The sequence below is a fragment of the Streptomyces roseicoloratus genome (genome assembly GCF_004117935.1).
Classification (GTDB): Bacteria; Actinomycetota; Actinomycetes; order Streptomycetales; family Streptomycetaceae; genus Streptomyces; species Streptomyces roseicoloratus.
Genome location: NZ_SDOY01000118.1, coordinates 87,619 through 111,223, shown reverse-complemented (window position 1 = coordinate 111,223; position 23,605 = coordinate 87,619). Strand labels below are relative to the sequence as shown.

The 23,605-nt window shown below is 71.5% G+C and carries 23 protein-coding genes and 1 pseudogene; 12 read left to right on the top strand and 12 right to left on the bottom strand.

What is annotated here, in order from left to right; translation table 11 throughout:
- Positions 1-84: 84 nt before the first annotated feature.
- The 5 genes and pseudogenes from ESG85_RS16300 to ESG85_RS16280 form a co-directional block, all read right to left on the bottom strand.
- The gene (locus ESG85_RS16300; protein ID WP_128979921.1) at positions 85-558 is read right to left on the bottom strand and encodes a group III truncated hemoglobin; all 474 of its coding nucleotides are present in this window, start codon (positions 556-558) and stop codon (positions 85-87) included.
- A 233-nt stretch (positions 559-791) separates the two neighbouring features.
- Positions 792-1,835 (bottom strand): ArsR/SmtB family transcription factor, encoded by a 1,044-nt coding sequence (locus tag ESG85_RS16295; protein WP_181019048.1) that lies wholly within the window; start codon positions 1,833-1,835, stop codon positions 792-794.
- Positions 1,836-2,356: 521 nt separating this feature from the next.
- A complete protein-coding gene (ppdK, locus tag ESG85_RS16290; protein ID WP_128979919.1) occupies positions 2,357-5,068 on the bottom strand; it encodes a pyruvate, phosphate dikinase in 2,712 nt (903 codons plus the stop codon).
- A 366-nt stretch (positions 5,069-5,434) separates the two neighbouring features.
- Positions 5,435-6,571, bottom strand: a complete 1,137-nt coding sequence (gene dusB / locus ESG85_RS16285; protein ID WP_128979917.1) for a tRNA dihydrouridine synthase DusB — start codon at positions 6,569-6,571, stop codon at positions 5,435-5,437.
- 259 nt (positions 6,572-6,830) lie between these two features.
- Positions 6,831-7,796, bottom strand: a pseudogene (locus ESG85_RS16280) (helix-turn-helix transcriptional regulator); the annotation flags it as partial.
- Positions 7,797-7,906: 110 nt separating this feature from the next.
- Here ESG85_RS16280 and ESG85_RS16275 point away from each other — a divergent pair.
- The 3 genes from ESG85_RS16275 (at position 7,907) to ESG85_RS16265 (ending at position 11,114) form a co-directional block, all read left to right on the top strand.
- Positions 7,907-9,358, top strand: a complete 1,452-nt coding sequence (locus ESG85_RS16275) for an MFS transporter (RefSeq protein WP_374050327.1) — start codon at positions 7,907-7,909, stop codon at positions 9,356-9,358.
- 104 nt (positions 9,359-9,462) lie between these two features.
- A complete protein-coding gene (locus ESG85_RS16270) occupies positions 9,463-10,491 on the top strand; it encodes an aldo/keto reductase (RefSeq protein ID WP_128979915.1) in 1,029 nt (342 codons plus the stop codon).
- Positions 10,492-10,523: 32 nt separating this feature from the next.
- A complete protein-coding gene (locus ESG85_RS16265; RefSeq protein ID WP_128979913.1) occupies positions 10,524-11,114 on the top strand; it encodes a TetR/AcrR family transcriptional regulator in 591 nt (196 codons plus the stop codon).
- A gap of 85 nt (positions 11,115-11,199) precedes the next feature.
- On the opposite strand, the gene ESG85_RS16260 is transcribed toward ESG85_RS16265, so the two are convergent.
- A complete protein-coding gene (locus ESG85_RS16260; RefSeq protein WP_128979911.1) occupies positions 11,200-12,582 on the bottom strand; it encodes a glycine--tRNA ligase in 1,383 nt (460 codons plus the stop codon).
- A 186-nt stretch (positions 12,583-12,768) separates the two neighbouring features.
- On the opposite strand from ESG85_RS16260, the gene ESG85_RS16255 reads away from it, so the two are divergent.
- The 4 genes from ESG85_RS16255 (at position 12,769) to ESG85_RS16240 (ending at position 15,983) form a co-directional block, all read left to right on the top strand.
- Positions 12,769-13,749 carry a metal ABC transporter substrate-binding protein gene (locus ESG85_RS16255; RefSeq protein ID WP_128979909.1) on the top strand — a complete coding sequence of 327 codons (981 nt, stop codon included), beginning with the start codon at positions 12,769-12,771 and terminating at the stop codon, positions 13,747-13,749.
- A 68-nt stretch (positions 13,750-13,817) separates the two neighbouring features.
- Entirely contained in the window at positions 13,818-14,594 is a 777-nt protein-coding gene (locus tag ESG85_RS16250) for a metal ABC transporter ATP-binding protein (RefSeq protein WP_181019047.1), read from the top strand.
- 2 nt (positions 14,595-14,596) lie between these two features.
- Entirely contained in the window at positions 14,597-15,490 is an 894-nt protein-coding gene (locus tag ESG85_RS16245; protein ID WP_128979907.1) for a metal ABC transporter permease, read from the top strand.
- 82 nt (positions 15,491-15,572) lie between these two features.
- On the top strand, positions 15,573-15,983 hold the full coding sequence (locus ESG85_RS16240; protein WP_128979905.1) for a Fur family transcriptional regulator: 411 nt from the start codon (positions 15,573-15,575) through the stop codon (positions 15,981-15,983).
- Positions 15,984-16,056: 73 nt separating this feature from the next.
- On the opposite strand, the gene ESG85_RS16235 is transcribed toward ESG85_RS16240, so the two are convergent.
- From ESG85_RS16235 to recO, 3 genes are read right to left on the bottom strand one after another with little or no spacing between them, the layout of a single operon-like run.
- A complete protein-coding gene (locus ESG85_RS16235) occupies positions 16,057-16,677 on the bottom strand; it encodes a hypothetical protein (RefSeq protein WP_128979903.1) in 621 nt (206 codons plus the stop codon).
- Positions 16,674-17,498, bottom strand: coding sequence for an isoprenyl transferase (locus ESG85_RS16230; protein ID WP_128979901.1), 825 nt, complete (start codon positions 17,496-17,498; stop codon positions 16,674-16,676). The genes ESG85_RS16235 and ESG85_RS16230 overlap by 4 nt, the downstream gene beginning before the upstream one ends.
- A gap of 13 nt (positions 17,499-17,511) precedes the next feature.
- On the bottom strand, positions 17,512-18,261 hold the full coding sequence (recO, locus tag ESG85_RS16225) for a DNA repair protein RecO (RefSeq protein ID WP_128979899.1): 750 nt from the start codon (positions 18,259-18,261) through the stop codon (positions 17,512-17,514).
- Positions 18,262-18,550: 289 nt separating this feature from the next.
- On the opposite strand from recO, the gene ESG85_RS16220 reads away from it, so the two are divergent.
- Entirely contained in the window at positions 18,551-19,726 is a 1,176-nt protein-coding gene (locus ESG85_RS16220; protein ID WP_128979897.1) for a DUF3103 family protein, read from the top strand.
- 163 nt (positions 19,727-19,889) lie between these two features.
- Here ESG85_RS16220 and ESG85_RS16215 read toward each other — a convergent pair whose 3' ends face one another.
- Both ESG85_RS16215 and ESG85_RS16210 read right to left on the bottom strand, forming a co-directional pair.
- On the bottom strand, positions 19,890-20,105 hold the full coding sequence (locus ESG85_RS16215; protein WP_128979895.1) for a hypothetical protein: 216 nt from the start codon (positions 20,103-20,105) through the stop codon (positions 19,890-19,892).
- Positions 20,102-20,320, bottom strand: coding sequence for a hypothetical protein (locus ESG85_RS16210; RefSeq protein WP_128980193.1), 219 nt, complete (start codon positions 20,318-20,320; stop codon positions 20,102-20,104). Before ESG85_RS16210 ends, ESG85_RS16215 begins: the two co-directional genes overlap by 4 nt.
- 132 nt (positions 20,321-20,452) lie before the next feature.
- Between ESG85_RS16210 and ESG85_RS16205 the strand changes: the two genes are divergently transcribed.
- From ESG85_RS16205 to ESG85_RS16190, 4 genes are read left to right on the top strand one after another with little or no spacing between them, the layout of a single operon-like run.
- Complete coding sequence (locus tag ESG85_RS16205; protein WP_128979893.1) at positions 20,453-21,286, top strand: helix-turn-helix domain-containing protein; 834 nt, start codon at positions 20,453-20,455, stop codon at positions 21,284-21,286.
- Complete coding sequence (locus ESG85_RS16200; RefSeq protein WP_128979891.1) at positions 21,268-21,540, top strand: DUF397 domain-containing protein; 273 nt, start codon at positions 21,268-21,270, stop codon at positions 21,538-21,540. Before ESG85_RS16205 ends, ESG85_RS16200 begins: the two co-directional genes overlap by 19 nt.
- Entirely contained in the window at positions 21,537-22,061 is a 525-nt protein-coding gene (locus ESG85_RS16195) for a hypothetical protein (RefSeq protein ID WP_128979889.1), read from the top strand. The genes ESG85_RS16200 and ESG85_RS16195 overlap by 4 nt, the downstream gene beginning before the upstream one ends.
- 23 nt (positions 22,062-22,084) lie before the next feature.
- Positions 22,085-22,627, top strand: a complete 543-nt coding sequence (locus ESG85_RS16190) for a GNAT family N-acetyltransferase (RefSeq protein WP_246095069.1) — start codon at positions 22,085-22,087, stop codon at positions 22,625-22,627.
- 56 nt (positions 22,628-22,683) lie between these two features.
- Here ESG85_RS16190 and ESG85_RS16185 read toward each other — a convergent pair whose 3' ends face one another.
- On the bottom strand, positions 22,684-23,484 hold the full coding sequence (locus ESG85_RS16185; protein WP_128979885.1) for a GbsR/MarR family transcriptional regulator: 801 nt from the start codon (positions 23,482-23,484) through the stop codon (positions 22,684-22,686).
- Between the last annotated feature and the right edge of the window lie 121 nt (positions 23,485-23,605).

Genomic DNA, 23,605 nt, shown 5'->3' with positions numbered 1-23,605 from the left:
GTGTCGGCGCTTTCAGGAGTGGAGACGGCCGGGCCCGCCGGAACTCATCGGTGTCCCGGCACCTTCCTCGAAAATTCTTTCCGCTCAGGCCACCGACCGCAGTCTGAGCGCCGCCAGCGGTACGAAGCCGCCGCTGCCACCGACGCCCTCGGGCGCGTCGGTGGACGCGTCCCGCCCGCCGAGCCTGCGGAGCATGGCCAGGGCGATCCGCTCGCCCTGCGCCTTGGCGCGCTCGGCGACCGGGCCCTGGTGGAGCCCGTCGACCGTGGCGTGCCAGAGCTGCACCCAGCGCCCGAAGTGGGCGGCGGTCAGCGGCCGCGCGGAGTGCAGGGCGGCGTGCGGCGCGAAGGCGTCGCGCCGGTACTCGGCGGCACGGAAGAGGGCGCGCTCCCAGAAGTCGGTGATCCTCGGCAGATGGGCGTCGAGGTCGGTGCCGGCGATCTCGGTGAAGAACGGCCCGATGAGCGGGTCGGCGAAGGCCGCCTCGTAGAAGCGGCGCAGCAGGACGTCGAGATCGTCACGGGAGCCGATGTCACGAACGGCACGAGAGGCACGCATACGCCCAGGATCCCCGATGCGGCCCCGCCGGGGCCAGTGCCGAAGGTCCCCTCCTGACCCCGCTCGCGCCGCGTACCGCTCGCGCCCGTACCGGTGCCGGAGGGCCGTCCGTGACCGCCGGCCGTCACCGCGCCGCCGTACGGACGCCGCAGGCCGCGCCGCCGAGGGGCGGGACGGGCCTCTCGGCGGCGCGGCCGGCCGGCGGCCGGACCGTTGCGGGGCGGCCGCCCGTCCTACGACGTCACCGTGCCGTTCCGCGCGTAGGCGGTCCGCTCGTAGGCGGGCGTCTGCACCGGGGCCTGGCCGCCGTTGCCGCCGAGGAGGGCGGCGCCCAGGGGCGTCAGGGTGTGCAGGACCGCGTTGCCGTGGCGCAGGGTGGTGACCAGGCCGGCCTCCCGCAGGACGCCGGCGTGCTGGCTCGCGGAGGCGAGGGACACCCCGGCCCTGCGGGCCAGTTCGCTGGTGGTGCCGCCGTCGCCGATGGCGTTCAGCACCGCGGAGCGGGTGTGCCCGACCAGCTTGGCCAGCGACGGCAGGCCGGGGGCGCGTACCGTCGGCGCCTCGCAGTAGGTGATCGGGTAGACCAGGACCGGCGGCAGGTCGGGATCGCGCAGCACGACCGGGGTCCCGCGGCAGAAGTACGAGGGCTGGAGCAGCAGCCCGCGGCCGTCGAGGTGGACGTCGCGGTCGACCGGGTAGTCGGCCTCCAGGACGGGGCTGCGCCAGCGCAGCATCGGCGGCAGGGAGGCGAGGAGCTCGTCCGCGCCGCCGTCGAGCAGGGCCCGGCCGCGGCGTGCCCGGTCGGCCTCGACCCGGGCCTGGATGTGGGTCCAGTACGGCTCGACGGCGGCGCGGTGGTAGCCGCGGAGCGCGGTGAGGAGCCGGCCGAGCATCCCGGCGCCGCCCTCGGCGAGGGACCGCAGGGCGGACGGGACGGCCGGGCGCCCGGAGCGGGCGGCGCCGATCAGCGCGAGCTCGGAGCGGAGCCGCGCGGGCGGCGTGGCGCGGACGGCGTCAAGCCCCTCGTCGAGGCCGAGGATGCCCTGGGGCGGGGTGAGGAAGTCGGGGAAATAGCCGCGGCTCGGCACGAGCGCGGCCAGCAGCCGCGTCTCGCCGCCCAGCCGTATCCGGGCCTCGGACCGCCATTCCCCGTAGACCACGGAGCCGCGCCGGTCCCTTAAACGATGAAAACTGAGAATCGTTTCCCACAGAACGTCCGGCTGTGCGGCCATCCGCACCCCCGCCAAGTCGTTTCCGGTGAAATGAATCCGCAGCATGGAACCCCCACCTGTGCACTCGCAACCACCCCCGCGGACGAGTATGCACACCATCACTGCACGTTACCAGGGTGTTTCAGCCACACTTGAAAAGCCTCGCGGCGAACGGCCGGGAACCGAAAAGCTGTGCACGTCGGACGGGAAACCTTCAGGACCGAGGTGACGCGACGAAGACCGTGGGGGGCTTTGGCGCGTCCGGCGGCGGTCGGCGAGGGTTGCGGCTCACCCGCCCGACGAACCCAATGGGCGCGGCCACCGGGTGGGGATCCGGGGGCCGCGCCCGTCTCATTCTTTGCGAATGTTCAAGGAAGAATAATTCAATGTTCGCCCGCCACGCGGTGAACAGGAACCCACATTTCCCCAAGGATCGCCCAACAGTCCAACGGGACGAAACACGACGGGGCGGACACCTCCGCACAAGGTGTCCGCCCCGTCTCTCCTGGAAACCGGAGCCGCCGCCCATCGGTTTGAGGGTCGGGGACGAACGGCGGCTCCGGTGGTCTTTGCTACTGAACCGAAGGTCAGCGGCTGTCGCTGCCCTTCGACTCGGCGGCCGCGCGGCCGGCCTCCAGACGCGCCACCGGGATCCGGAACGGCGAGCAGGAGACGTAGTCGAGGCCCACCTCGTGGAAGAAGTGCACCGACTCCGGGTCACCGCCGTGCTCGCCGCAGACACCGAGCTTGATGTCCGGGCGGGTGGCGCGGCCGGCCTCGACGGCCTGGCGGACCAGGGAGCCCACGCCGTCCTTGTCGATGGTCTCGAAGGGGCTGACGCCGAAGATGCCCTTCTCCAGGTACGCGGTGAAGAAGCTGGCCTCCACGTCGTCGCGGGAGAAGCCCCAGACCGTCTGGGTGAGGTCGTTGGTGCCGAAGGAGAAGAACTCGGCGGCCTCGGCGATCTGACCGGCGGTCACGGCGGCGCGGGGCAGCTCGATCATGGTGCCGAGGGCGAGCTTCAGCTCGATGCCGGTCTGCGCCTGGACCTCGGCGATGACCGCCTCGGCCTCCTCGCGGACCAGCTCCAGCTCCTGGACGGTGCCCACGAGCGGGATCATGATCTCGGCGCGCGGGTCGCCCTTGGCGTCGATGCGCTGGGCGGCGGCCTCGGCGATGGCGCGGACCTGCATGGTGAACAGGCCGGGAATGACCAGTCCGAGGCGGACGCCGCGCAGACCCAGCATCGGGTTCTGCTCGTGCAGGCGGTGCACGGCCTGGAGCAGCCGCAGGTCGTTCTCGTGCGGCTCCTTGCGGGCCTCGGCGAGGGCGACGCGCACCGACAGCTCGGTGATGTCGGGCAGGAACTCGTGCAGCGGCGGGTCGAGCAGGCGGACGGTGACCGGCAGGCCGTCCATCGCCTCGAACAGCTCGACGAAGTCCTGCTTCTGCAGCGGCAGCAGGGCCTTCAGCGACTCCTCGCGCTCCTCGTCGGTGTCGGCGAGGATGAGGCGCTCGACGTACTGGCGGCGCTCACCGAGGAACATGTGCTCGGTGCGGCACAGGCCGATGCCCTGGGCGCCGAAGCGGCGGGCGCGCGAGGCGTCCTCGGCGTTGTCGGCGTTGGCGCGGACCCGCAGGCGGCGGACGCGGTCGGCGTAGGCCATGATCCGGTGGACGGCCTGGACCAGCTCGTCGGCGTCGTCGGCGCCGGCGTGCATGCGGCCCTCGAAGTACTCGACGACCGGGGACGGCACGACCGGTACCTCGCCGATGTAGACCTTGCCGGTGGAGCCGTCGATGGAGACGACGTCGCCCTCCTCGACGACCACGCCGGAGGCGGTGGTCATGCGGCGGCGCTTGGTGTCGACCTCGAGCTCCTCGGCGCCGCAGACACAGGTCTTGCCCATGCCGCGGGCGACGACGGCGGCGTGCGAGGTCTTGCCGCCGCGGGAGGTGAGGATGCCCTCGGCGGCGATCATGCCGTCCAGGTCGTCGGGGTTGGTCTCCCGGCGGATGAGGATGACCTTCTCGCCGGAGCGGGACCACTTGACGGCCGTGTACGAGTCGAAGACGGCCTTGCCGACGGCGGCACCCGGGGAGGCGGCGATGCCGCGGCCGATCTGCTCGACCTTCGCGTTCTCGTCGAACTTCGGGAACATCAGCTGGGCGAGCTGGGCGCCGTTGACGCGCTGCAGCGCCTCGGCCTCGTCGATGAGGCCCTGGTCCACGAGCTGGGTCGCGATGCGGAAGGCGGCACCGGCGGTGCGCTTGCCGACGCGGGTCTGCAGCATCCACAGCTGGCCGCGCTCGATGGTGAACTCGATGTCGCACAGGTCCTTGTAGTGCGTCTCGAGGGTTTCCATGATCTGCATGAGCTGGTCGTACGACTTCTTGTCGATCGACTCGAGCTCGGCGAGCGGCACGGTGTTGCGGATGCCGGCGACGACGTCCTCGCCCTGGGCGTTCTGCAGGTAGTCGCCGTAGACGCCCTGGTGGCCGGAGGCGGGGTCGCGGGTGAAGGCGACGCCGGTGCCGGAGTCCGGGCCGAGGTTGCCGAAGACCATGGAGCACACGTTGACGGCGGTGCCCAGGTCGTGCGGGATGCGCTCCTGGCGGCGGTACAGCTTCGCGCGGTCGCCGTTCCAGGAGTCGAAGACGGCCTTGATGGCCAGATCCATCTGCTCGCGCGGGTCCTGCGGGAAGTCGCGGCCGGTCGCACCCTTGACGATCTTCTTGAACTGCTTGACGAGCTTCTTCAGGTCGCCGGCGTCGAGGTCGGTGTCGCTGGTGACCTTCTTGGCGGCCTTGGCCTCGTCGAGGGCGTCCTCGAAGAGCTCGCCGTCGACGCCGAGGACGGTCTTGCCGAACATCTGGATCAGGCGACGGTACGAGTCCCAGGCGAAGCGCTCGTTGCCGGCCTGCGCGGCGAGACCCTCGACGGACTTGTCGGAGAGGCCGATGTTGAGGACGGTGTCCATCATGCCGGGCATCGAGAACTTGGCGCCGGAGCGGACGGAGACGAGCAGCGGGTTGTCGGCCTGGCCGAGCTTCTTGCCCATCTTCTGCTCGAGGGCGTCGAGGTGCGCGCTGACCTCGTCGCGGAGCGCGGCCGGCTCGGAGCCGGAGTCGAGGTAGGTCTTGCACGCCTCGGTCGTGATCGTGAAGCCGGGAGGAACCGGGAGACCGAGGTTGGTCATCTCGGCCAGGTTCGCGCCCTTGCCACCCAGGAGATCCTTCAGATCCTTGTTGCCCTCGGTGAAGTCGTACACGAACTTCTGATCATTGTTTTCCGACACGGGTCTCGACTCCTCGACGACTCGGTTGGCTGCCCTGACGGCGAGGAACATACCCAGATCGAAGGCTTCTGGGGAGGTACGCCTACCGGTCACCCGGTCTTAACCACCCGTCCGCCAGCACTTCGAAAGTAACTGACAGGTAGCTTCCGCTTTCAGACCCCGAAGACCCTTTGACCCACACCAGGCCTACGGCGCTCACATGAGCGCGTAATCGAGCATCTGCGTTCAACTCTTGAACACAAAAAGGGTGGCACCCAGTGCCACCCTTCAAGCGGGAGAGGAGCCCGTAACCTGCTCATCTGAGCGGCACCCCTATCAGGGGTGGCGAGAATCACTCGCTCGGGAGCCCTCCGACCAGCCCGTATCTCAGCCTCCGGACGTGTCCAGCTCGGCGTCCTCGCTCACTCCCGCGCAGTCGTACGGGTCCTTCAACCAGCCATCCGGCAGGACGACCCGGTTGTTTCCGGACGTACGGCCCCGCGGGCCGTCCGCGCCCGCCGGCCACGCCTGATCCAGGTCCAGCTCGCTCAACTGAGCGCGCAGCTCGTCCAGGGACGAGGTGATCGCCAGCCGCTTGCGCATCTCCGAACCGACCGAGAAGCCCTTCAGGTACCAGGCCACGTGCTTGCGGAAGTCGATGACACCGCGGGTCTCGTCGCCGATCCACTCGCCGAGCAGCGTCGCGTGCCGCACCATCACCTCGGCGACCTGCCGCAGCCCCGGCGTCGCGTAGGCGCCCGTGCCCTCGAAGCCCGCCACGAGGTCGCCGAACAGCCACGGCCGGCCCAGGCAGCCGCGGCCCACGACCACGCCGTCGCAGCCGGTCTCGCGCATCATCCGCAGCGCGTCGTCCGCCGACCAGATGTCGCCGTTGCCGAGCACCGGGATCTCCGGCACGTGCTCCTTCAGCCGGGCGATGGCGTCCCAGTCGGCCGTGCCGCCGTAGTGCTGGGCGGCCGTCCTGCCGTGCAGCGCGATGGCGGTGACGCCCTCCTCGACCGCGATCCGGCCCGCGTCGAGATAGGTGATGTGGTCGTCGTCGATGCCCTTGCGCATCTTCATGGTGACCGGCAGGTCACCCGCGTTGGTCACGGCCTCGTGCAGGATCGCCCGCAGCAGCGGCCGCTTGTACGGCAGCGCGGAGCCACCGCCCTTGCGGGTCACCTTGGGCACCGGGCAGCCGAAGTTCAGGTCGATGTGGTCGGCCAGGTCCTCGTCGACGATCATCCGGACCGCCTTGCCGACGGTCACCGGGTCCACCCCGTACAGCTGGATCGAGCGCGGCTTCTCGGTCGCGTCGAAGTGGATGAGCTGCATCGTCTTCTCGTTGCGCTCGACCAGCGCCCGCGTCGTGATCATCTCGCTGACGAACAGGCCCTTCCCTCCGGAGAACTCACGGCAGAGGGTGCGGAAGGGGGCGTTGGTGATGCCGGCCATCGGCGCGAGCACCACCGGCGGCTGCACGATGTGCGGCCCGATGGCGAGAGGGGAGAACGCGGTCATTGGCCCATTGTCCCGCACCGCGCGCGTGGGGCTTCCTTTCGGACCCGGCCGGGATCCGGAAGGGACGCCCCGGTCCTCAGACAGCCGTGAGATCCGCCGGCGCCGCCGTACGGTCCGCCGTGAGGTCCGCCGGTGCCGCCGTACGGTCCGCCTCCGCGGCGTCCGGCGCCCCCGCGCGGGAGCCCACCGCCGGTCCCGTCGGTCCCGCCGGCCCGGCGCCGGCGGCCTCGGTGACGTCCACGGCCCCGGCCCGCGCGGCCTCCTCCGCCAGGACCAGGGCGTGCAGGCGCTCGATCCCGGCGCGGGTCGCCTCGTCCACCGGCACGTAGGTGACCAGGCGCGGACCGGCGGCGGGGCCGAGCCACAGATTGGTGTGGTCGAGGCGGAGCAGGCCGACGTGGGCGTTGTCGATGAGCTTGGTGCGGCCGGACTGGTCGACCACGTCGTGCCGGGCCCAGAGCTCGCGGAACTCCGGCGAGGCCTCCTGGAGCCGCCGGAGCAGCGTCTTCCAGGCCGGCTCGGCCAGGTGATCGGCCATCGCGGCCCGCAGCTTGCCGGCCAGCGCGCGCAGCATCGCGGGCAGGTCGGTGACGACGGCCCGGAACTCCTCGTTGGTGAAGGCCAGCCACAGGCTGTTGCGGTCCTCGCGGGGCAGCGCGTCCAGGTCGCAGAAGAGCCGGCCGAAGGTGCGGTTGTACGCGACGAAGTCGTAGCGGCTGTTCTGCACGGCGGCCGGGATCGGTTCCAGCTGGTCGAGCAGGGCACGCAGGGTGGGCGTGACGGTCGGGCAGGCCGTCTCGGGGTGCGGGTCGGACTGGCCGGCGAGCGAGAAGAGGTGGGCGCGCTCGGTGGGGTCGAGCTGCAGGGCGCCGGCGAGGGCATCGAGGACCTGCGGGGACACCTGGATCGGCCGGGCCTGCTCCAGCCACGTGTACCAGGTGACGCCGACGGCGGAGAGCTGGGCGACCTCCTCGCGGCGCAGCCCCGGCGTGCGGCGGCGCCGCCCGCGCGGCAGCCCGACCTGCTCCGGGCTGATCCGCTCGCGGCGGCTGCGCAGGAACGCGGCCAGCTCGTGGCGGCGCACGTCGCTCTCGGCGGCGGGCTCTGCGGCGGCGGTCGGGGCGGCGGCGGATGCTGCGGCGGCGGTCCCGGTCGGCGTGGCCGTCCCGGACGGTGCGGCGGCCGTTCCGGCGGCGGGCGCGACGCCTGCCGAGTCGAGCGTCATGACGGTCATGCTCCCAGGGTGCCGGGGCCCTCAGCCCGTTGCCAGGTACTGCTTGTACCAGGATAAACGCACTCTGGTACCAGGCTGAGAGGGGCGCGAGGCTCGATCGCGTGACTACGAGAACCTCCCTGTCCACCGTCCGTACCGCCGCCGTACCGGTCGTCGGCCACGCCCGCCCGGCGCTCGGTCCGCTCGGTCTCTTCACCGTGCTGCTCGGCGCGGCGCTGCCGCTGGTCGACTTCTTCATCGTCAACGTCGCCCTGCCCACCATCGACCACGACCTGGGCGCGGGCCCCGCGATGCTGGAACTGGTCGTCGCCGGGTACGGCCTCGCGTACGCCGTCCTGCTCGTGCTCGGCGGCCGGCTCGGCGACCAGTTCGGCCGGCGCCGGCTCTTCCTCGCCGGCATGGCCGCCTTCGGCCTCACCTCGCTCGCCTGCGGGCTCGCGCCGGACGCCTGGACGCTGGTCGGGGCCCGGGTGGCACAGGGTGCCGCAGCGGCGCTGATGCTGCCGCAGGTGCTCGCGACGATCCACTCCTCGACGTCCGGCGCCCGGCACGCCCGCGCCCTCAGCCTCTACGGGGCGACCGCGGGCCTCAGCATGGTGGCCGGCCAGATCCTGGGCGGCGTGCTGGTCGCCGCCGATGTCGCGGGCACCGGCTGGCGGTCGGTCTTCCTGGTCAACGTGCCGGTGGCGCTCGTCGGCCTCGTCCTCGCGGCCCGCGCCGTGCCCGAGACCCGCTCGGACCGGCCCGCGCCGGTCGACCTGCCCGGCACCCTGCTGCTCGCGCTCACGCTGCTCACCCTGCTCGCCCCGCTGACCGAGGGCCGGGCGGCCGGCTGGCCGCTGTGGACCTGGGTGGCGCTGGCCGTCTTCCCGTTCGCGGCCGGCGCGTTCTGGTGGGTCGAGGTACGCGCGGACCGCGCAGGCCGGACGCCCTTGGTGCCGCCGAGCCTGCTCGGTCTGGTCCCGCTGCGCCGGGGCCTCGCGGTGGTGCTGCCGCTGTGCCTGGGCTTCAGCGGCTTCATGTTCGTGATCGCGATCGCGCTCCAGCAGGGCCTCGCGGTGGGCGCGGTGGCCTCCGGCCTGGCCCTGGTGCCGATGGCGCTCGCCTTCTTCGGCGCCTCGCTCGCGGGCCCGCGGCTCGTCGGGCGCTGGGGTGCGAGCCGGGTGGTCCCGGTGGGCGCGGTGTTCCAGGGGCTCGGCATCGGGCTGATCGCCTGGACGGTGGCGCGCGACTGGCCGGGGCTTTCGGTGGGGAGCCTGCTGCCGGGCATGGCGATCGCGGGCCTGGGCCAGGGACTCCAGCTGCCGGTGCTGTTCCGGGTGGTGCTGTCGGAGGTGCCGGCGGAGCGGGCGGGCGTCGGCAGCGGCGTGATGGTGACGACGCAGCAGTCGGCGATGGCACTCGGCGTGGCGACCATGGGCTCGCTCTTCCTCTCGCTCGGCTCCTCCCCCGCGGACATGGGTGCGGCACTCACGACGACGCTCCTGGCGCAGCTGGGCGTGGTGGCCCTGACGCTGCTGCTGAGCCTGCGCCTGCCGTCGTCGAAGGCCTGAGGGGCCGAGCGCGCGAGGGTGCCGACGGCCCGAGGGGACGAGCGTGGGAGGGAGTAGTGATGACAGATATTGAAATCTGTCATCGCTCATGCCATAGTCGAACCATGAGCACACAGACCACCACCTCCCTCCCCACCCGTCCTCTCGGCGCCACCGGACCCCGGGTCTCCGCCCTCGGTCTCGGCTGCATGGGCATGTCCGCCCTGTACGGCGAGGCCGACCGCGCCGAGTCGATCGCGACGATCCACGCCGCCCTGGACGCGGGCGTGACGCTCCTCGACACCGGCGACTTCTACGGCATGGGCCACAACGAGCTGCTGATCAACGAGGCGCTCCGCACCGCCCCCGCCGCCGCCCGCGAACAGGCCCTCACCAGCGTCAAGTTCGGCGCGCTGCGCACGGTCGAGGGCGGCTTCACCGGCTACGACGGCCGGCCCGCGGCGGTGAAGAACTTCGCCGCGTACTCGCTCCAGCGGCTCGGCACCGACCACATCGACGTCTACCGGATCGCCCGCGTCGACCCGGACGTGCCGATCGAGGAGACCGTCGGCGCCATCGCCGAGCTGGTCGAGGCGGGCCACGTCCGGCACATCGGCCTCTCCGAGGTCGGCGCGGACACCCTGCGCCGGGCCGCCGCCGTCGCCCCGATCGCGGACCTCCAGATCGAGTACTCGCTGATCTCCCGCGGCATCGAGGACACGATCCTGCCGACCGCGCGCGAGCTGGGCGTCGGCATCACCGCGTACGGAGTCCTCTCGCGCGGACTGATCAGCGGCCACGTCACCCGCGAGCAGTCCTTCGCGCCGGGCGACTTCCGCGGCATGTCGCCCCGCTTCCAGGGCGACAACCTCGGCCGGAACCTGGACCTGGTGGACCGGCTGCGCGCCGTCGCCGAGGCCAAGGGCGTCACGGTCGCCCAGATCGCCATCGCCTGGGCCCTGTCCCGCGGCGAGGACGTCGTCCCGCTGGTCGGCGCCCGCCGCCGCGACCGGCTCGCGGAGGCCCTCGGCGCCCTGGACGTCACGCTCGACGCGGCCGACCTGACGGCGATCGAGGCGGCCGTCCCGGCGGGCGCGGCCTCCGGTGCCCGCTACCCGGAGAACCAGATGGCGCACCTGGACAGCGAGCGCTGAGGCACCGTCCGGGTGACAGGTACTGTCATTCCATGGCCACCACGGAGACCCTGACCGCCGAGCGCATCCTCGAAGCCACGGAGGAGGTGCTGCGCCGCTACGGCCCGGCGAAGGCGACCGTGGTCGACGTGGCCAGGGCCCTGGGCGTCAGCCACGGCAGCGTCTACCGCCACTTCCGCACCAAGGCGGCGCTGCGCGAGGCGGTCACCGAGCGCTGGCTGCGGCGGACCATCGACGCCCTCCGGCCGTACGCGGACGCGCCCGGGCCGGCCGACGAGCGGCTGACCGGCTGGCTGACCGCGCTCTTCGCCCTCAAGCGCGAGAAGGCGGGCGGCGACCCGGAGCTGATGGCCACCTTCCAGGTGCTGATCGGCGAGAACAGCGCGGTGGTCGACCGCCACGAGGACCATCTGGTCGAGCAGATCGCCGGGATCCTGGCCGCCGGCCACCGTGAGGGCGTCTTCACCGTGCCGGAGGCGGACCTGCCGGCCACGGCGCGCGCCGTCTTCCACGCCACCGACCGGTTCCACAACCCGGCCCACTCCGCCGAGTGGTCGGCCCCGGACAGCGGGGCCGCCTTCGCGGCGGTGGTCACCCTGGTCCAGCGCGCCCTGAAGGCCTGACCCCCCGCGCGTACGGCGAAGCCCCCGGTTCCCTCTCGGAGATGCTCTCGGAACCGGGGGCTTCGCCGTACGTCCACGACCGAGGTCAGCAGCCCAGCAGGCGGGTGGCCAGGTAGCCCTGGATCTGGTCGAGGGAGACGCGCTCCTGCTTCATGGTGTCGCGCTCGCGCACGGTCACCGCGTTGTCCTCGAGGGTGTCGAAGTCGACGGTGACGCAGTACGGCGTGCCGATCTCGTCCTGGCGGCGGTAACGGCGGCCGATGGCGCCGGCGTCGTCGAACTCGATGTTCCAGTTCTGCCGCAGGTCGGTGGCGAGGCCCTTGGCCTTCGGCGAGAGCTGCGGGTTGCGGGACAGCGGCAGGACGGCGACCTTGACCGGGGCGAGGCGGTGGTCGAGGCGCAGCACGGTGCGCTTCTCCATGACGCCCTTGGCGTTCGGGGCCTCGTCCTCGGTGTACGCGTCGAGCAGGAAGGCCAGCATGGTGCGGCCGACACCGGCGGCGGGCTCGATGACGTACGGCGTGTAGCGCTCGCCGGACTCCTGGTCCATGTAGGTCAGGCTGGCGCCGGAGGCCTTGGAGTGCGCGGTCAGGTCGTAGTCGGTGCGGTTGGCGACGCCCTCGAGCTCGCCCCACTCGCTGCCGCCGAACTGGAAGCGGTACTCGATGTCGGCGGTGCGCTTGGAGTAGTGGGAGAGCTTCTCCTGCGGGTGCTCGAACCAGCGCATGTTCTCCTCGCGGAGACCCAGGCCGGTGTACCAGTTCCAGCGCTGCTGCATCCAGTACTCCTGCCACTGCTCGTCCTCGCCCGGCTTGACGAAGAACTCCATCTCCATCTGCTCGAACTCGCGGGTGCGGAAGATGAAGTTGCCCGGAGTGATCTCGTTCCGGAAGGACTTGCCCATCTGCGCGATGCCGAACGGGGGCTTCTTGCGCGCCGTCGTCTGCACCTGGGAGAAGTTGGTGAAGATGCCCTGGGCGGTCTCGGGACGCAGGTACGCGACGGAGCCGGTGTCCTGGGTGGGGCCGAGGTGGGTGGAGAGCAGGCCGGAGAACTGCTTCGGCTCGGTGAAGGTGCCCTTGTTGCCACAGTTGGGGCAGTTGAGGTCGGTGAGGCCGTTCTCGGGGAGGCGGCCGTGCTTCTCCTCGTACGCCTCCTCCAGGTGGTCGGCGCGGAAGCGCTTGTGGCAGGAGGTGCACTCGGTCAGCGGGTCGGTGAAGGTCGCGACGTGGCCGGAGGCCTCCCAGACCTCGGTGGCCAGGATGACCGACGAGTCGATACCGACGACGTCCTCGCGCGCGGTGACCATGTAACGCCACCACTGACGCTTGATGTTCTCCTTGAGCTCGACGCCCAGGTGGCCGTAGTCCCAGGCGGCGCGCTGACCGCCGTAGATCTCACTGCAGGGGAAAACGAAGCCACGGCGCTTGCTGAGGCTGACGATGGTGTCGATCTTGTCGGCGGCCACGGTGCTCTCTTCATTACGACGACGAAGTGCGAATGCCTCAGGTTACCGGCGCCCGCACCCCCACTATCAAATCGGTTCCCCATGGGGACGGCCCGAGGGGCCGGCCCGGCGCGGCCGAACGGCAGTGCGCCAGGACACACGTTCGGCAATTGACAACCGTTTCCAGTTTTGTTGAAAATGAGTGTCATGAACGTACGCCGACTGATACCCACCACCGCCGTCGCCGGAGCCGTCGCCCTCGGCCTCGTGACGCTCTCCGCCTGCGGCGGGGGCTCGGACGCCGCCGACAAGGGCGGCAGCGAGAGCGGCGGCAAGCTGGACGTCGTCGCGTCGTTCTATCCCCTGCAGTTCCTGGCCGAGCAGATAGGCGGCTCGTACGTCACCGTCGACACGCTCACCAAGCCCGGCGTCGAGCCGCACGACCTGGAGCTCAAGCCGAAGCAGATCGGCGAGCTCGGCACGGCCGACGTCGTCCTCTACCTCAAGGGCATCCAGCCCGCCGTCGACGACGCCATCGCGCAGTCCGACGCCGACACCAAGATCGACGCCGCCACCCTCACCAAGGTCGAGGAGCACGGCACCGAGGTCGGCCACGACCACGGCGCGGAGCACGGCTCCGAGGAGCACGCCGGAGAGGGCGAAGCCGGCACCGACCCGCACATCTGGCTCGACCCCGTGAAGTACGGCGAGGTCGCCCAGGGCGTGGGCGCCGCCTTCGAGAAGGCCGACCCGGCCCACGCCGCCGCGTACAAGGCGAACACCCAGGCCCTGATGACCCGGCTCGCCGCCCTCGACGGCGAGTTCCGGACCGGTCTGAAGAACACCTCCACCAAGACCTTCATCACCACCCACTCCGCCTTCGGCTACCTCGCCGAGCGCTACGGCCTGGAGCAGGAGGGCATCTCCGGCATGGACCCCGAGTCCGAGCCGAGTCCCGCCCGCATCAAGGAGCTCCAGGACATCGCGAAGAAGGACAAGGTCACCACCGTCTTCTTCGAGACCCTGGCCAGCGACAAGACCGCCAAGACCCTCGCGAGCGACACCGGTCTCAGGACCGACGTGCTCGACCCGCTGGAGGGAATCACGGACGCGTCCAAGGGCGATGACTACATCGAGGTCATGCAGTCCAACCTCGCCGCGCTGAAGAAGGCCCTCGGCGCGAAGTGAGCGCCCCCCCGAGGAACAGGCGAGCGCGAAGTGAGCAGCAAGTGATCCACACCCAGCAGGAGGCAGTCGTGAGCTCTCTCGTGAGCGACGAGCCCGTCATCTCCGTGCGCGGCGCCACCGCCGCCCTCGGCTCGCGCCCCGTCCTGCGCGGCGTCGACCTCACCGTGTGCCGCGGTGAGGTCGTCGCGCTGCTCGGCGCCAACGGCTCCGGCAAGTCCACCGCCGTCCGCTCCGTCATCGGCCAGGTGCCGCTGACCGGCGGCACCATCGAGCTGTTCGGCACCCCGCAGAAGCGCTTCCGCGACTGGGCCCGCGTCGGCTACGTGCCGCAGCGCACCACCGCCGCCAGCGGCGTCCCGGCGACCGTCCGCGAGGTCGTCGCCTCCGGCCGGCTGTCCCGCCGCCGGTTCGGCCTCACCACGAAGGCGGACCGGGCCGCGATAGCCCGGGCCATGGAGCTGGTCGGCCTCGACGACCGCGCCGGCGACTCGGTCGGCGCCCTCTCCGGCGGGCAGCACCAGCGCGTGCTGATCGCCCGTGCGCTCGCCTCCGAGCCCGAGCTGCTGATCATGGACGAGCCGATGGCCGGCGTCGACCTCGCCAGCCAGGAGATCCTCGCCGGCACCCTGCGCGAGCAGGTCGCCGGCGGCACCTCCGTCCTCCTCGTCCTGCACGAGCTCGGCCCGCTCGAGCCCCTCATCGACCGGGCGGTCGTGCTCCGCGACGGCTGCGTCGTCCACGACGGCCCGCCGCCCCGGGCCGTGGGCCAGCACGCCCTGCCCGGCCACGACCACGTCCACCCCCACGCGGCCGACGAGCCGCTCCGCACGGGACTGCTGACCTGACGATGGAATTCCTCGAACCCGCCTTCATGCAACGGGCGCTCCTCGCGGCCGTCCTCGTCGGCATCACCGCGCCCGCCGTCGGCATCTACCTCGTCCAGCGCCGCCAGGCGCTGATGGGCGACGGCATCGGCCACGTCGCCATGACGGGCGTCGGCCTCGGCTTCCTCATGTCCGCCAGCCCGGTGTGGATGGCCACCCTGGTCGCCGTCGCCGGCGCGGTCGCCATGGAGCTGATCCGGGCGTACGGCAGGACCCGCGGCGACATCGCCCTCGCCCTGCTGTTCTACGGCGGCATGGCCGGCGGCGTGATGCTGATCCAGGTCGGCGGCGGTTCCAACGCGAACCTGCTGTCGTACCTCTTCGGCTCGCTGTCCACGGTCTCCACCGAGGACGTCACCTCGATCAGCGTGCTCGCCGCCTTCGTGGTCCTCGTCACCGTCGGTCTGCGCCGGCAGCTCTTCGCCGTCAGCCAGGACGAGGACTTCGCCCGCGTCACCGGCCTGCCGGTGCGCGCCCTGAACCTCCTCATCGCCGTCACCGCCGCCGTGACCGTCACGGTCGCCATGCGCGTGGTCGGCCTGCTTCTGGTCAGCGCCCTGATGGTGGTGCCGGTCGCGGCCGCCCAGCAGCTGTCCCGGTCCTTCCGTACGACCTTCGTGCTCGCGGTCGTCATCGGCACCGGCGTCACCCTGTCCGGCACGATCACCTCGTACTACCAGGACGTGCCGCCCGGCGCGACGATCGTGCTCCTGGCGATCGGCGTCTTCGTCGCGCTCGCGGTCCTCGCCGCGCCGCTCGCCCGCCGTCGGGCCCGCGCCGCCGAGCGGGCCGCCGCGGAGTGCGACGCACGCTGCGTCCCGGCCACCCGCCGTCCCACGGACGACGTGAAGGTCTGACGGCGCAGCGACAAGGTCTGACGGCGCAGCAACGGGGGGCTGGCAGAATGGCGGGGGCAGACAAGGAATCAAGGAGGCCCCCGTGGCGACGGCAGGACCCCCCGTAAAAGGCCGCTCGACCAAGCAGCGGGCCGCAGTCTCGGCGGCCCTGAACGAGGTGGACGAGTTCCGCAGCGCCCAGGAGCTGCACGACATGCTCAAGCACCGCGGCGATTCCGTCGGCCTCACCACCGTCTACCGCACGCTGCAGTCGCTCGCCGAGGCCGGCGAGGTCGACGCGCTGCGCACGAGCGACGGCGAGACGGTCTACCGCCGCTGCTCGACCGGCGACCACCACCACCATCTGGTGTGCCGGGTCTGCGGCAAGGCCGTGGAGGTGGAGGGCCCGGCGGTGGAGCAGTGGGCCGAGACGATCGCGTCGGAGCACGGCTTCGTGAACGTGGCGCACACGGTGGAGATCTTCGGCACGTGCGCCGAGTGCGCGGCGAAGTGACGCGGTGACCTGACATACGCGGAAGGGCCCGCACCGGAGGATCCTGGGTTCCGGTGCGGGCCCTTCCGCGTGCTCAGAGGCGGTAGAGGTTGCGGTCCAGGAGCATCCTCAGCCGGACGAGATCGCCGGGACCGGCGAGCCGGCGCTTGGGCAGGGCGACCCCGGGGCCGGACCCGTCGAGCGCCGGCAGGACGAACGACCGGGAGGTCTCGACGTACACGTGGACCTCCCGCGTCTCCTCCGGCGGTCGGCCGGGCCGCGCCTGGGTGTAGCGGGGAGTCACCAAGAGCCCCCCGTCGGACACCCGGGCCCAGTAGCCGCCCGCCCTGGCGACCGTCGGATACGCACGGAGCGCCATGGCCCAGGGCGCGAGGGGCCACAGCAGGGCGGCGACGACCCCGAGGCCCGTCAGCAGGGCCCCGTGCACCGGATCCAGCGCGCCGTGTCCGACGAACCGGTCCGCGGCGACCACGAGGAAGGCCACCGCCGCGGCGAGCGGCATCACCCACCTCATCGGCCGGTTGTCGCCGAGTCGCAGCTCCACGCGGCAGGCGTCGGCCACGTCGGCGAGCGTCGGCAGGTAGACCAGCTCGACGGCCCCTCCGGCGGCCGGTCCGACGGCCAGCTCGAAGAGCGGCTCGGCGGGCTCCGCCGCCCCGGCGCCCGCCGCGGCGCCCGCCGCGTCCGATCTCACGCCTTGTCGAGCACGGCCAGGTCCGCCGGGTCCACGCCGCCGAACCGCCGGTCGCGCTGGGCGTACTCCACGCACGCGCGCCACAGGTCGCGGCGGTCGAAGTCGGGCCACAGGACGTCCTGGAACACCATCTCGGCGTACGCGCTCTGCCAGATCAGGTAGTTCGACGTGCGCTGCTCGCCGCTGGGCCGCAGGAAGAGGTCGACGTCCGGCATGTCCGGGTAGTAGAGGTACTTCTGGATGGTCTTCTCGGTGATCTTCGACGGGTCGAGCCGGCCCGCCTTCACGTCCTCGGCCAGCGCCTGCGCCGCGTCCGCGAGTTCGGCCCGCCCGCCGTAGTTCATGCAGAAGTACAGCGTGAGCTTCGTGTTGTCCTTCGTCTGCTCCTGGGCGATCTGGAGCTCCTTGGCGACCGACTTCCACAGCTTCGGCATGCGGCCGACCCACCGCACCCGGATGCCGAGCTCGTCGAGCTGGTCGCGGGTCTTGCGGATGAAGTCGCGGTTGAAGTTCATGAGGAAGCGCACCTCCTCGGGCGAGCGCTTCCAGTTCTCCGTGGAGAAGGCGTACAGCGAGATCGCGCCGACGCCCATCTCGAGCGCGCCCTGCAGCACGTCGAGCACCTGCTCGGCGCCGACCTTGTGCCCCTCGGTGCGCGGCAGGCCGCGCTCCTTGGCCCAGCGGCCGTTGCCGTCCATGACGATCGCGACGTGCTCGGGCACGAGCTCCGACTGGAGCTTCGGCGGGCGGGCGCCGGACGGGTGCGGCTCCGGGGTCCTGTACTCCCGACGCTGCCGCCCGAGGAGTCGTGCGATGGCCATGGCGTGGTCTCTCCTAGCTCTTCTCTACGTACCGCAGCGAGCGCAGCCCGCGCTCCAGGTGCCAGTGCAGATAGGCGGACACCAGTCCGCTGCCCTCTCTGACGTGACGCGGCTCGGCCGCGTCCGCCGTCTCCCAGTCGCCGGTGAGCAGCGCGCTGAGCAGGCCTACGGCCTCCGCAGAGGGTACGACGCTTCCGGGCACCCGGCAGTCCCCGCAGATGACTCCGCCCGCGGCGACCGAAAAGAAGCGGTTCGGCCCGTGAAGTCCGCATTTCGCACAGTCCTCGAAGCTGGGCGCGTAGCCGTTGACGGCGAGGGAGCGCAGCAGGAAGGCGTCGAGGATGAGGTGCGGGGCGTGCTCGCCGCGCGCGAGGGTGCGCAGCCCGCCGACGAGCAGCAGGTACTGCTGCACGGAGGGCTCGCCCTCGTGGTCGGTGAAGCGTTCCGCCGTCTCCAGCATGGCGGTGCCCGCCGTGTACCGGGCGTAGTCGGTGACAATGCCGCTGCCGTACGCGGCGATGGTCTCGCTCTGCGTGCACAGCGGCAGCCCCCGCCCGACCAGCTCACTCCCGCGGGCGAAGAACTGCACGTCCACGTGCGAGAACGGTTCGAGCCGCGCCCCGAACTTCGACTTGGTCCGGCGCACTCCGCGCGCGACGGCGCGCACCCGCCCGTGACCGCGCGTGAGGATCGTGATGATGCGGTCCGCTTCGCCCAGCTTCTGGGTGCGCAGCACGATGCCGTCGTCGCGGAACAGACTCATGGATCCATTGTCCTGTACGGCTCGGACATCCCGGACCGCGGCCGGAGGCCCTCTTGCCCGGAGTGACATGCCCTCGTCATGATGCTGCCCGAGGCAACCTTCTACCCGCATAGATCAGCTAGGGCACTCCCCGCACCTCCCGCACCTCCCGCACTCCCTGCACCTCCCGAACCTCCCGCACTCCCTGCACCTCCCGCACTCCCTGCACCGTCTCCGGTCTCCACTCCCGTGCAGACCCCTGCTCTCCTTCGTCGCACCATCGACCACTCCCCCAGGAGGAGCGATCACCGTGAGACCTCGTCCCGCCCGTCGACGCGGCACCCTCACCGCCACCGCGGCCGCCCTCGCCGCCCTCTGCGCGGCCCAGACCCTCGGCGCGACCTCCGCCGCCTCCGCGACCTCTGCCACCTCCGCCACACCCGCGCCCGCGCCGGGCCGCGCCGTGTCGGCGACCGAGGCCGCCGTCGGCTCCGCCCAGGACCGGGCCGCCCGCGACATCGCGCGCTCGCTCGGCGACAGCTCCTGGCGTACGAGCCTGCGCACGGCCACCCTGAAGGCGCCCGGCGCGGCCGGCCTGCCCGTCACCGAACGGGCGACCGGCGCCCTGAAGGACCGGCTCACCGCCGCGGACCAGGACATCGCCGAGGCCAAGGGCCTGGCCGCCAGGACCGGCTCGCTCCTCCGGCTGCGCCTCGGCGATCCGTCGATGCGCACCGCGCTCGCCGCCGGCGTCACGCCCTGGGTCGCGGCGGCCGTCTCGGACGACGACACCGACGGCACGGTGACGGCCTACGACAGCGAGGGCCGGGCGCACCGGCTGGACGCCCGCACGGCGCCCGGGCACCCGGTGTACGTCGTCGACATCGACAGCACGAAGGCGCTGGCGGCGGGCCTGGACGTGCTGCGGAAGGAACTGGCGAAGGCCGGCATCGCGTCGGCCGACCGCCGGGCCGTCAACACCCTGGGGACCACGGCCGGCTTCTGGACCACGAAGATCACCTCGGTGCGCCTCAACGACGACGAGGAGCCCTGGGTCAAGGGCGACGCCGAGGTCTACACCCTGGTCAGCGGCTTCGGCCACGACGGCAAGGTCCGCGTCGACCCGGTCGACATGCCGTACCTCGACAACGACGGCACGACCTACCGGCCGAACCAGATCCTGGTCAACTGGTCGAACTACAAGTACAACCTGGCCGACGCCGTGATGATGGAGGAGGACGGCAGCACCAACTACCGCGACCTCGCCAAGGCCATCGCCACGGTGCTCCTCACCATCACCGACCAGGGCGCGTACGTCCCGCTCGTGAACGCGATCCTGGACGCCATCCCGGACGACTGGTGGACCGACGACCCCGACTACGTCGACTCCTGGTACACGCTGGCCCAGCAGAGCACCGGCACGCGCTACGGCGCCCGCGGCAACGGCACCCTGACCGTCGAGCCGTACTACGTGCAGCAGTTCTGACGGCCCGAGCGGGGACGGGGACGGGGACGGGCGGCGGGACGGGAACGACGGGCGGGGGCGGAGGCGGGGCCGCGGGAGTCGCTACGAGACACCGCGGCCCCTCCCCCTCTCCCCACTCTCCCCCTCTCCACCTCTCCGCCCCGCCGCCCCGCCGCCCCGCCGCTCAGGGCACCTCCCCACGGCTGCGGGCGTTCGCGTGCGCCGTGGCGGCCGACAGGCGCTCGGCGGCGGTGGCGACCCGGACGCCGTCCGGCTCGCAGTCCCACTCGCGCCCGCCGCCGAGCGGCCGGACCTGAAGGTAGGGGCCCTCGTGCCCCATGACGGTGCCGACCTTGCCGGTGCGGATGTCGACGACGTACGCGCCGATGGGCGGTTTCATGGGCGGCCTCCTTCGTCCCTGGGGGTGAGCGCGGCGGCGAGCAGGCGAGCCGTCGCCGCCGTACAGCGCCCGAGCTCGATCAGCGGCCGGGGAGGATCGGCAGCGAGCGTCACGGCGTCGAGCCCGAGCGAGGGCAGCGTGATTCCCGCCCGTCCGAGCGCCTCGCGCAATTCCCTCACCACCTCTCGCGCCTCTTCAGTTTCCGTCGGCCGCATGCTGTCTTCCTTCACCAACGCGCTCCTTTCCGAATCCATTTCCCGTTTTCCGCATCCAGGGTGACGGCCGATCCGTAGAATCGGCAGTTGCGCTGGGGATACAACTACGGTGTGGGGTTCGGGAGTTAATCCATGGCCAAGGCCAAGCGGGAAGAAGTCTGGGAGTTCTTCGGCGAGCTGCTGAAGGAACGCCGGGAGACGGCGGGGCTCTCACAGAGCGAGCTGGGGGCACGGGTGTTCGTCTCGGCGGCGTACATCGGCCTCTTCGAGCAGGGAATCAGGAAGCCGCAGCTGGAGCTGGCCCAGCGATTCGACGAGATCCTACAAACCGGAGGTATTTTCGAACGGACCTGGCGCAAGCTCATCGACAAGTCGCCGTACGCGGAATACTTCAACGCGGCGGCTGAGCTGGAGGCCGTGGCGACGAAGATCTGCGAGTTCGCGCCGACGGTGATCCCGGGGCTGCTGCAGACGCCGGAGTACATGCGCGCGCAGATCCTCGCGATGTATCCGTTCGCCTCAGAGGAGTTCGTCGAGGAGAAGGTCGGCTCGCGGGTCGAACGTCAGGTCATTCTGAAGGACGCTACAAGGCCCGAGTATTGGGTTGTCCTGCACGAGAACGCGGTACTCACGCCCGTGGGCGGCCCGGCGACCATGGCCGCGCAACTGGAGCGGATCGCGACCCTGATCCGCCAGCGATGGGCGTTGGTCACAGTGCTGCCTCGCGCTGTAGGTGCACACGCCCATATGACCGGATCCCTGAAGCTGATGGAGTTCAAAGACCAGCCGCCAACGGCCTACACAGAAACGGAGTTTTCGGGAACGCTTCTCGATGATCCAAGTGTGGTGAAGCAGGCTCAGCGCGCCTACGATCTGCTCAGGGTCGCCACGCTGTCGCCGGAGGCGTCCCTGGCCCTGATCGAGTCGGCGGCGGAGGACTACAGACGATGCGCGCGTACGACCTGAGCAACGCCCAGTGGTTCAAGAGCTCCTACAGTAACGCTTCAGGCGGCGACTGCGTCGAAGTCACGTACGACTTCGTCGGCGCCACCGCCTGGCGCAAGAGCTCCTACAGCGACGGCGACGGCGACAACTGCCTCGAAGTCCTCGACGACGTCCCCGGTGTCGTCCCCGTCCGTGACAGCAAGGTTCCCGACGGTCCCGCGCTCGTCGTGCCCGCCGCCGCATGGGCGGCGTTCGTGGCCGGCGTGAAGAAGTGAGTGACGCGGCCGCGGCCGGGCCGCTCGCGTCGCTGCCCGTGCGCAGGGTCAGGACGACGGGCTGGATCGTGACGGCGCTCGGTCCGGCGGTCGTGGCGTTCGCCGCCACGAGCGCACTGCTCGTGGCGAGCGGGCGGACGGCCCTGCTCCTCACCGCGACGATCGTGGGTGTCGTCGCGGTCCTCCTCAACCTGTGCAGCGCGGCGGTGACGACAAGCGTCGTCGACCTGTGGGTCCTGCCGCGACGCGGCGTCACGGTGACGGCCGTGCGCAGCACCCCGTCCCCGTACGGCACGCCGGGGTTCTACGTGTACCGGGACCGGGACGGCCGGACCCACCACTACCTCCGACGGTCGACGTCGAGCGAGGTCGAGGTCGGTTACGACCCGAGGAACCCGGTGCGCCACGCCGGCGTCTACCCGCTGCCGCTGCGCCTGCTGGCGACGCTTTCGGCCGTGCTGCTGTGGGCCCTGACGGCCGGTGTGGTCGTCGCCCTGATGCTCATCGGGTTCGACCGGTGACGGACACGGCGTACACGGCGGACGTGACGTACCCCCGCCCGGTCATCCGGCTGGACGACCGCCTCGGCATCCGCCGTCCCGAGTACCCCGCCGACCTGTCCGAGCTGCACCGGCTGTTCGACGAGTCGGTGGAGCACCTGCGGCCGTGGATGGGCTGGGTCGAGAACCACAGCCTGGAGGCGACCACCGAGTACCTGTCGCAACGGGCCGCGCGGTGGGCGGCGGGTCTGGACTTCACGTACGTCATCGTGCTCGACGGGGCGATGGTCGGCTCCTGCAGCCTGCACCGGCGCGAGGACACGCCGGAGGGCGCGTACGAGATCGGCTACTGGCTCCACCCGGCCGTCACGGGCCGCGGCCTGGCCGTCCGGTCCGCGCAGGCCCTGGTCACCGAGGGCTTCCGCATGCCCGACGTCGAGCGCCTGCTGGTCCTGCACCTGCCGGACAACCACGCGAGCGCCGCCGTCCCGGCGAAACTCGGCTTCACCGAACGGTCCCGACTGCGCGACGCCGAGGGCGAGTTCCGCGTCTGGGAGCTGACGCGGCCCGGCGAACAGCCTTCCTGACCCTCACGGGTCGGCGCGGCAGCCCGTTCCCGCGCGCTGGCGCGTCCGGACGGGCCCTAGGAGGTCGGCCCCTCCGTCCCGGCCCCGTCCACGGCGACCGTAGGGTCCCTCGGGTCCGTACTCCGCGGCCCGCCGGTCAGGATGGCGCGGGCCTGTTCGGCGGCGCGGGTGATGCTCTCCGAGACGAAGTCGGCGAAGCGGGCGATGTTCTCCAGGCGGATGCCGGCGGGGGTGTCGCGGCCGAGGACCGCCACGCCCTCGCGGGCGGTCTCGGTGACGTGGGCGGTGGCGCGGGCGCTGGCCATGACCGACTCGTACCAGACGTCGTCGTCGACGATGTAGCGCTCGCGGCGGCCCTCCGCCCGGTCGCGGCGGACGAGGCCCTGGCTCTCGAGGAACGCGACGGCCTTGGACACCGAGGCCGGGCTCACCTGGAGGCGTTGCACCAGCTCGGGCGCGGTGAGGCTGCCCTCGTCGCTGATGGTGATGGCGGCCATGACCCTGGCCATCATCTTCGGCATGCCCGACTGCATGAGGACGGTCGTGAACATCTCCTGGTACGCGCGCACGGCCTCGGCGTCCCGGCCGTAGGCCCGCTCGTCGGCGGTGGAGCCGGGGCCGGTCCCGGCTCCGGTGCCGCGCGGCGGGGCCGGCTTGCGGCGCTGGGCTCGGCGTTCGGCGGCGCGGTGGGCGAGGTCGGCGCGGTAGCCGGCGGGGCCGCCGTTGCGCATGACCTCGCGGGTGACGGTGGACGTCGGACGGTCGAGGCGCCGGGCGATCTCGGCGTAGGCGAGTCCGTCGGCCAGTCCGAGGGCGATCTGCTGGCGTTCGGGCTGGGTGAGCCTGCCTCCGGGCATCGCCGGCCTCCTTCGGGGTGTGCGGGGTGCGGCGGCCTCAGCATAGCGTTCGCTGTCATTTCATTGCAACGCAGCTTGGCCTGACGTTGCATTATGCGGAAGTCGGTTGCAACGATTTCAG

Excerpts from the sequence above, each read along its gene's own strand:
- dusB (WP_128979917.1), bottom strand. The coding sequence starts at position 6,571 with ATGACCGCGTTCTCCCCTCTCGCCATCGGGCCGCACATCGTGCAGCCG.
- ESG85_RS16230 (WP_128979901.1), bottom strand. The coding sequence starts at position 17,498 with ATGGCCATCGCACGACTCCTCGGGCGGCAGCGTCGGGAGTACAGGACC.
- ESG85_RS16210 (WP_128980193.1), bottom strand. The coding sequence starts at position 20,320 with ATGCGGCCGACGGAAACTGAAGAGGCGCGAGAGGTGGTGAGGGAATTG.
- ESG85_RS16205 (WP_128979893.1), top strand. The coding sequence starts at position 20,453 with ATGGCCAAGGCCAAGCGGGAAGAAGTCTGGGAGTTCTTCGGCGAGCTG.
- ESG85_RS16215 (WP_128979895.1), bottom strand. The coding sequence starts at position 20,105 with ATGAAACCGCCCATCGGCGCGTACGTCGTCGACATCCGCACCGGCAAG.
- ESG85_RS16255 (WP_128979909.1), top strand. The coding sequence starts at position 12,769 with ATGAACGTACGCCGACTGATACCCACCACCGCCGTCGCCGGAGCCGTC.
- recO (WP_128979899.1), bottom strand. The coding sequence starts at position 18,261 with ATGAGTCTGTTCCGCGACGACGGCATCGTGCTGCGCACCCAGAAGCTG.
- ESG85_RS16270 (WP_128979915.1), top strand. The coding sequence starts at position 9,463 with ATGAGCACACAGACCACCACCTCCCTCCCCACCCGTCCTCTCGGCGCC.
- ESG85_RS16245 (WP_128979907.1), top strand. The coding sequence starts at position 14,597 with ATGGAATTCCTCGAACCCGCCTTCATGCAACGGGCGCTCCTCGCGGCC.
- ESG85_RS16200 (WP_128979891.1), top strand. The coding sequence starts at position 21,268 with ATGCGCGCGTACGACCTGAGCAACGCCCAGTGGTTCAAGAGCTCCTAC.
- ESG85_RS16185 (WP_128979885.1), bottom strand. The coding sequence starts at position 23,484 with ATGCCCGGAGGCAGGCTCACCCAGCCCGAACGCCAGCAGATCGCCCTC.
- ESG85_RS16300 (WP_128979921.1), bottom strand. The coding sequence starts at position 558 with ATGCGTGCCTCTCGTGCCGTTCGTGACATCGGCTCCCGTGACGATCTC.
- ESG85_RS16295 (WP_181019048.1), bottom strand. The coding sequence starts at position 1,835 with ATGCTGCGGATTCATTTCACCGGAAACGACTTGGCGGGGGTGCGGATG.
- ESG85_RS16265 (WP_128979913.1), top strand. The coding sequence starts at position 10,524 with ATGGCCACCACGGAGACCCTGACCGCCGAGCGCATCCTCGAAGCCACG.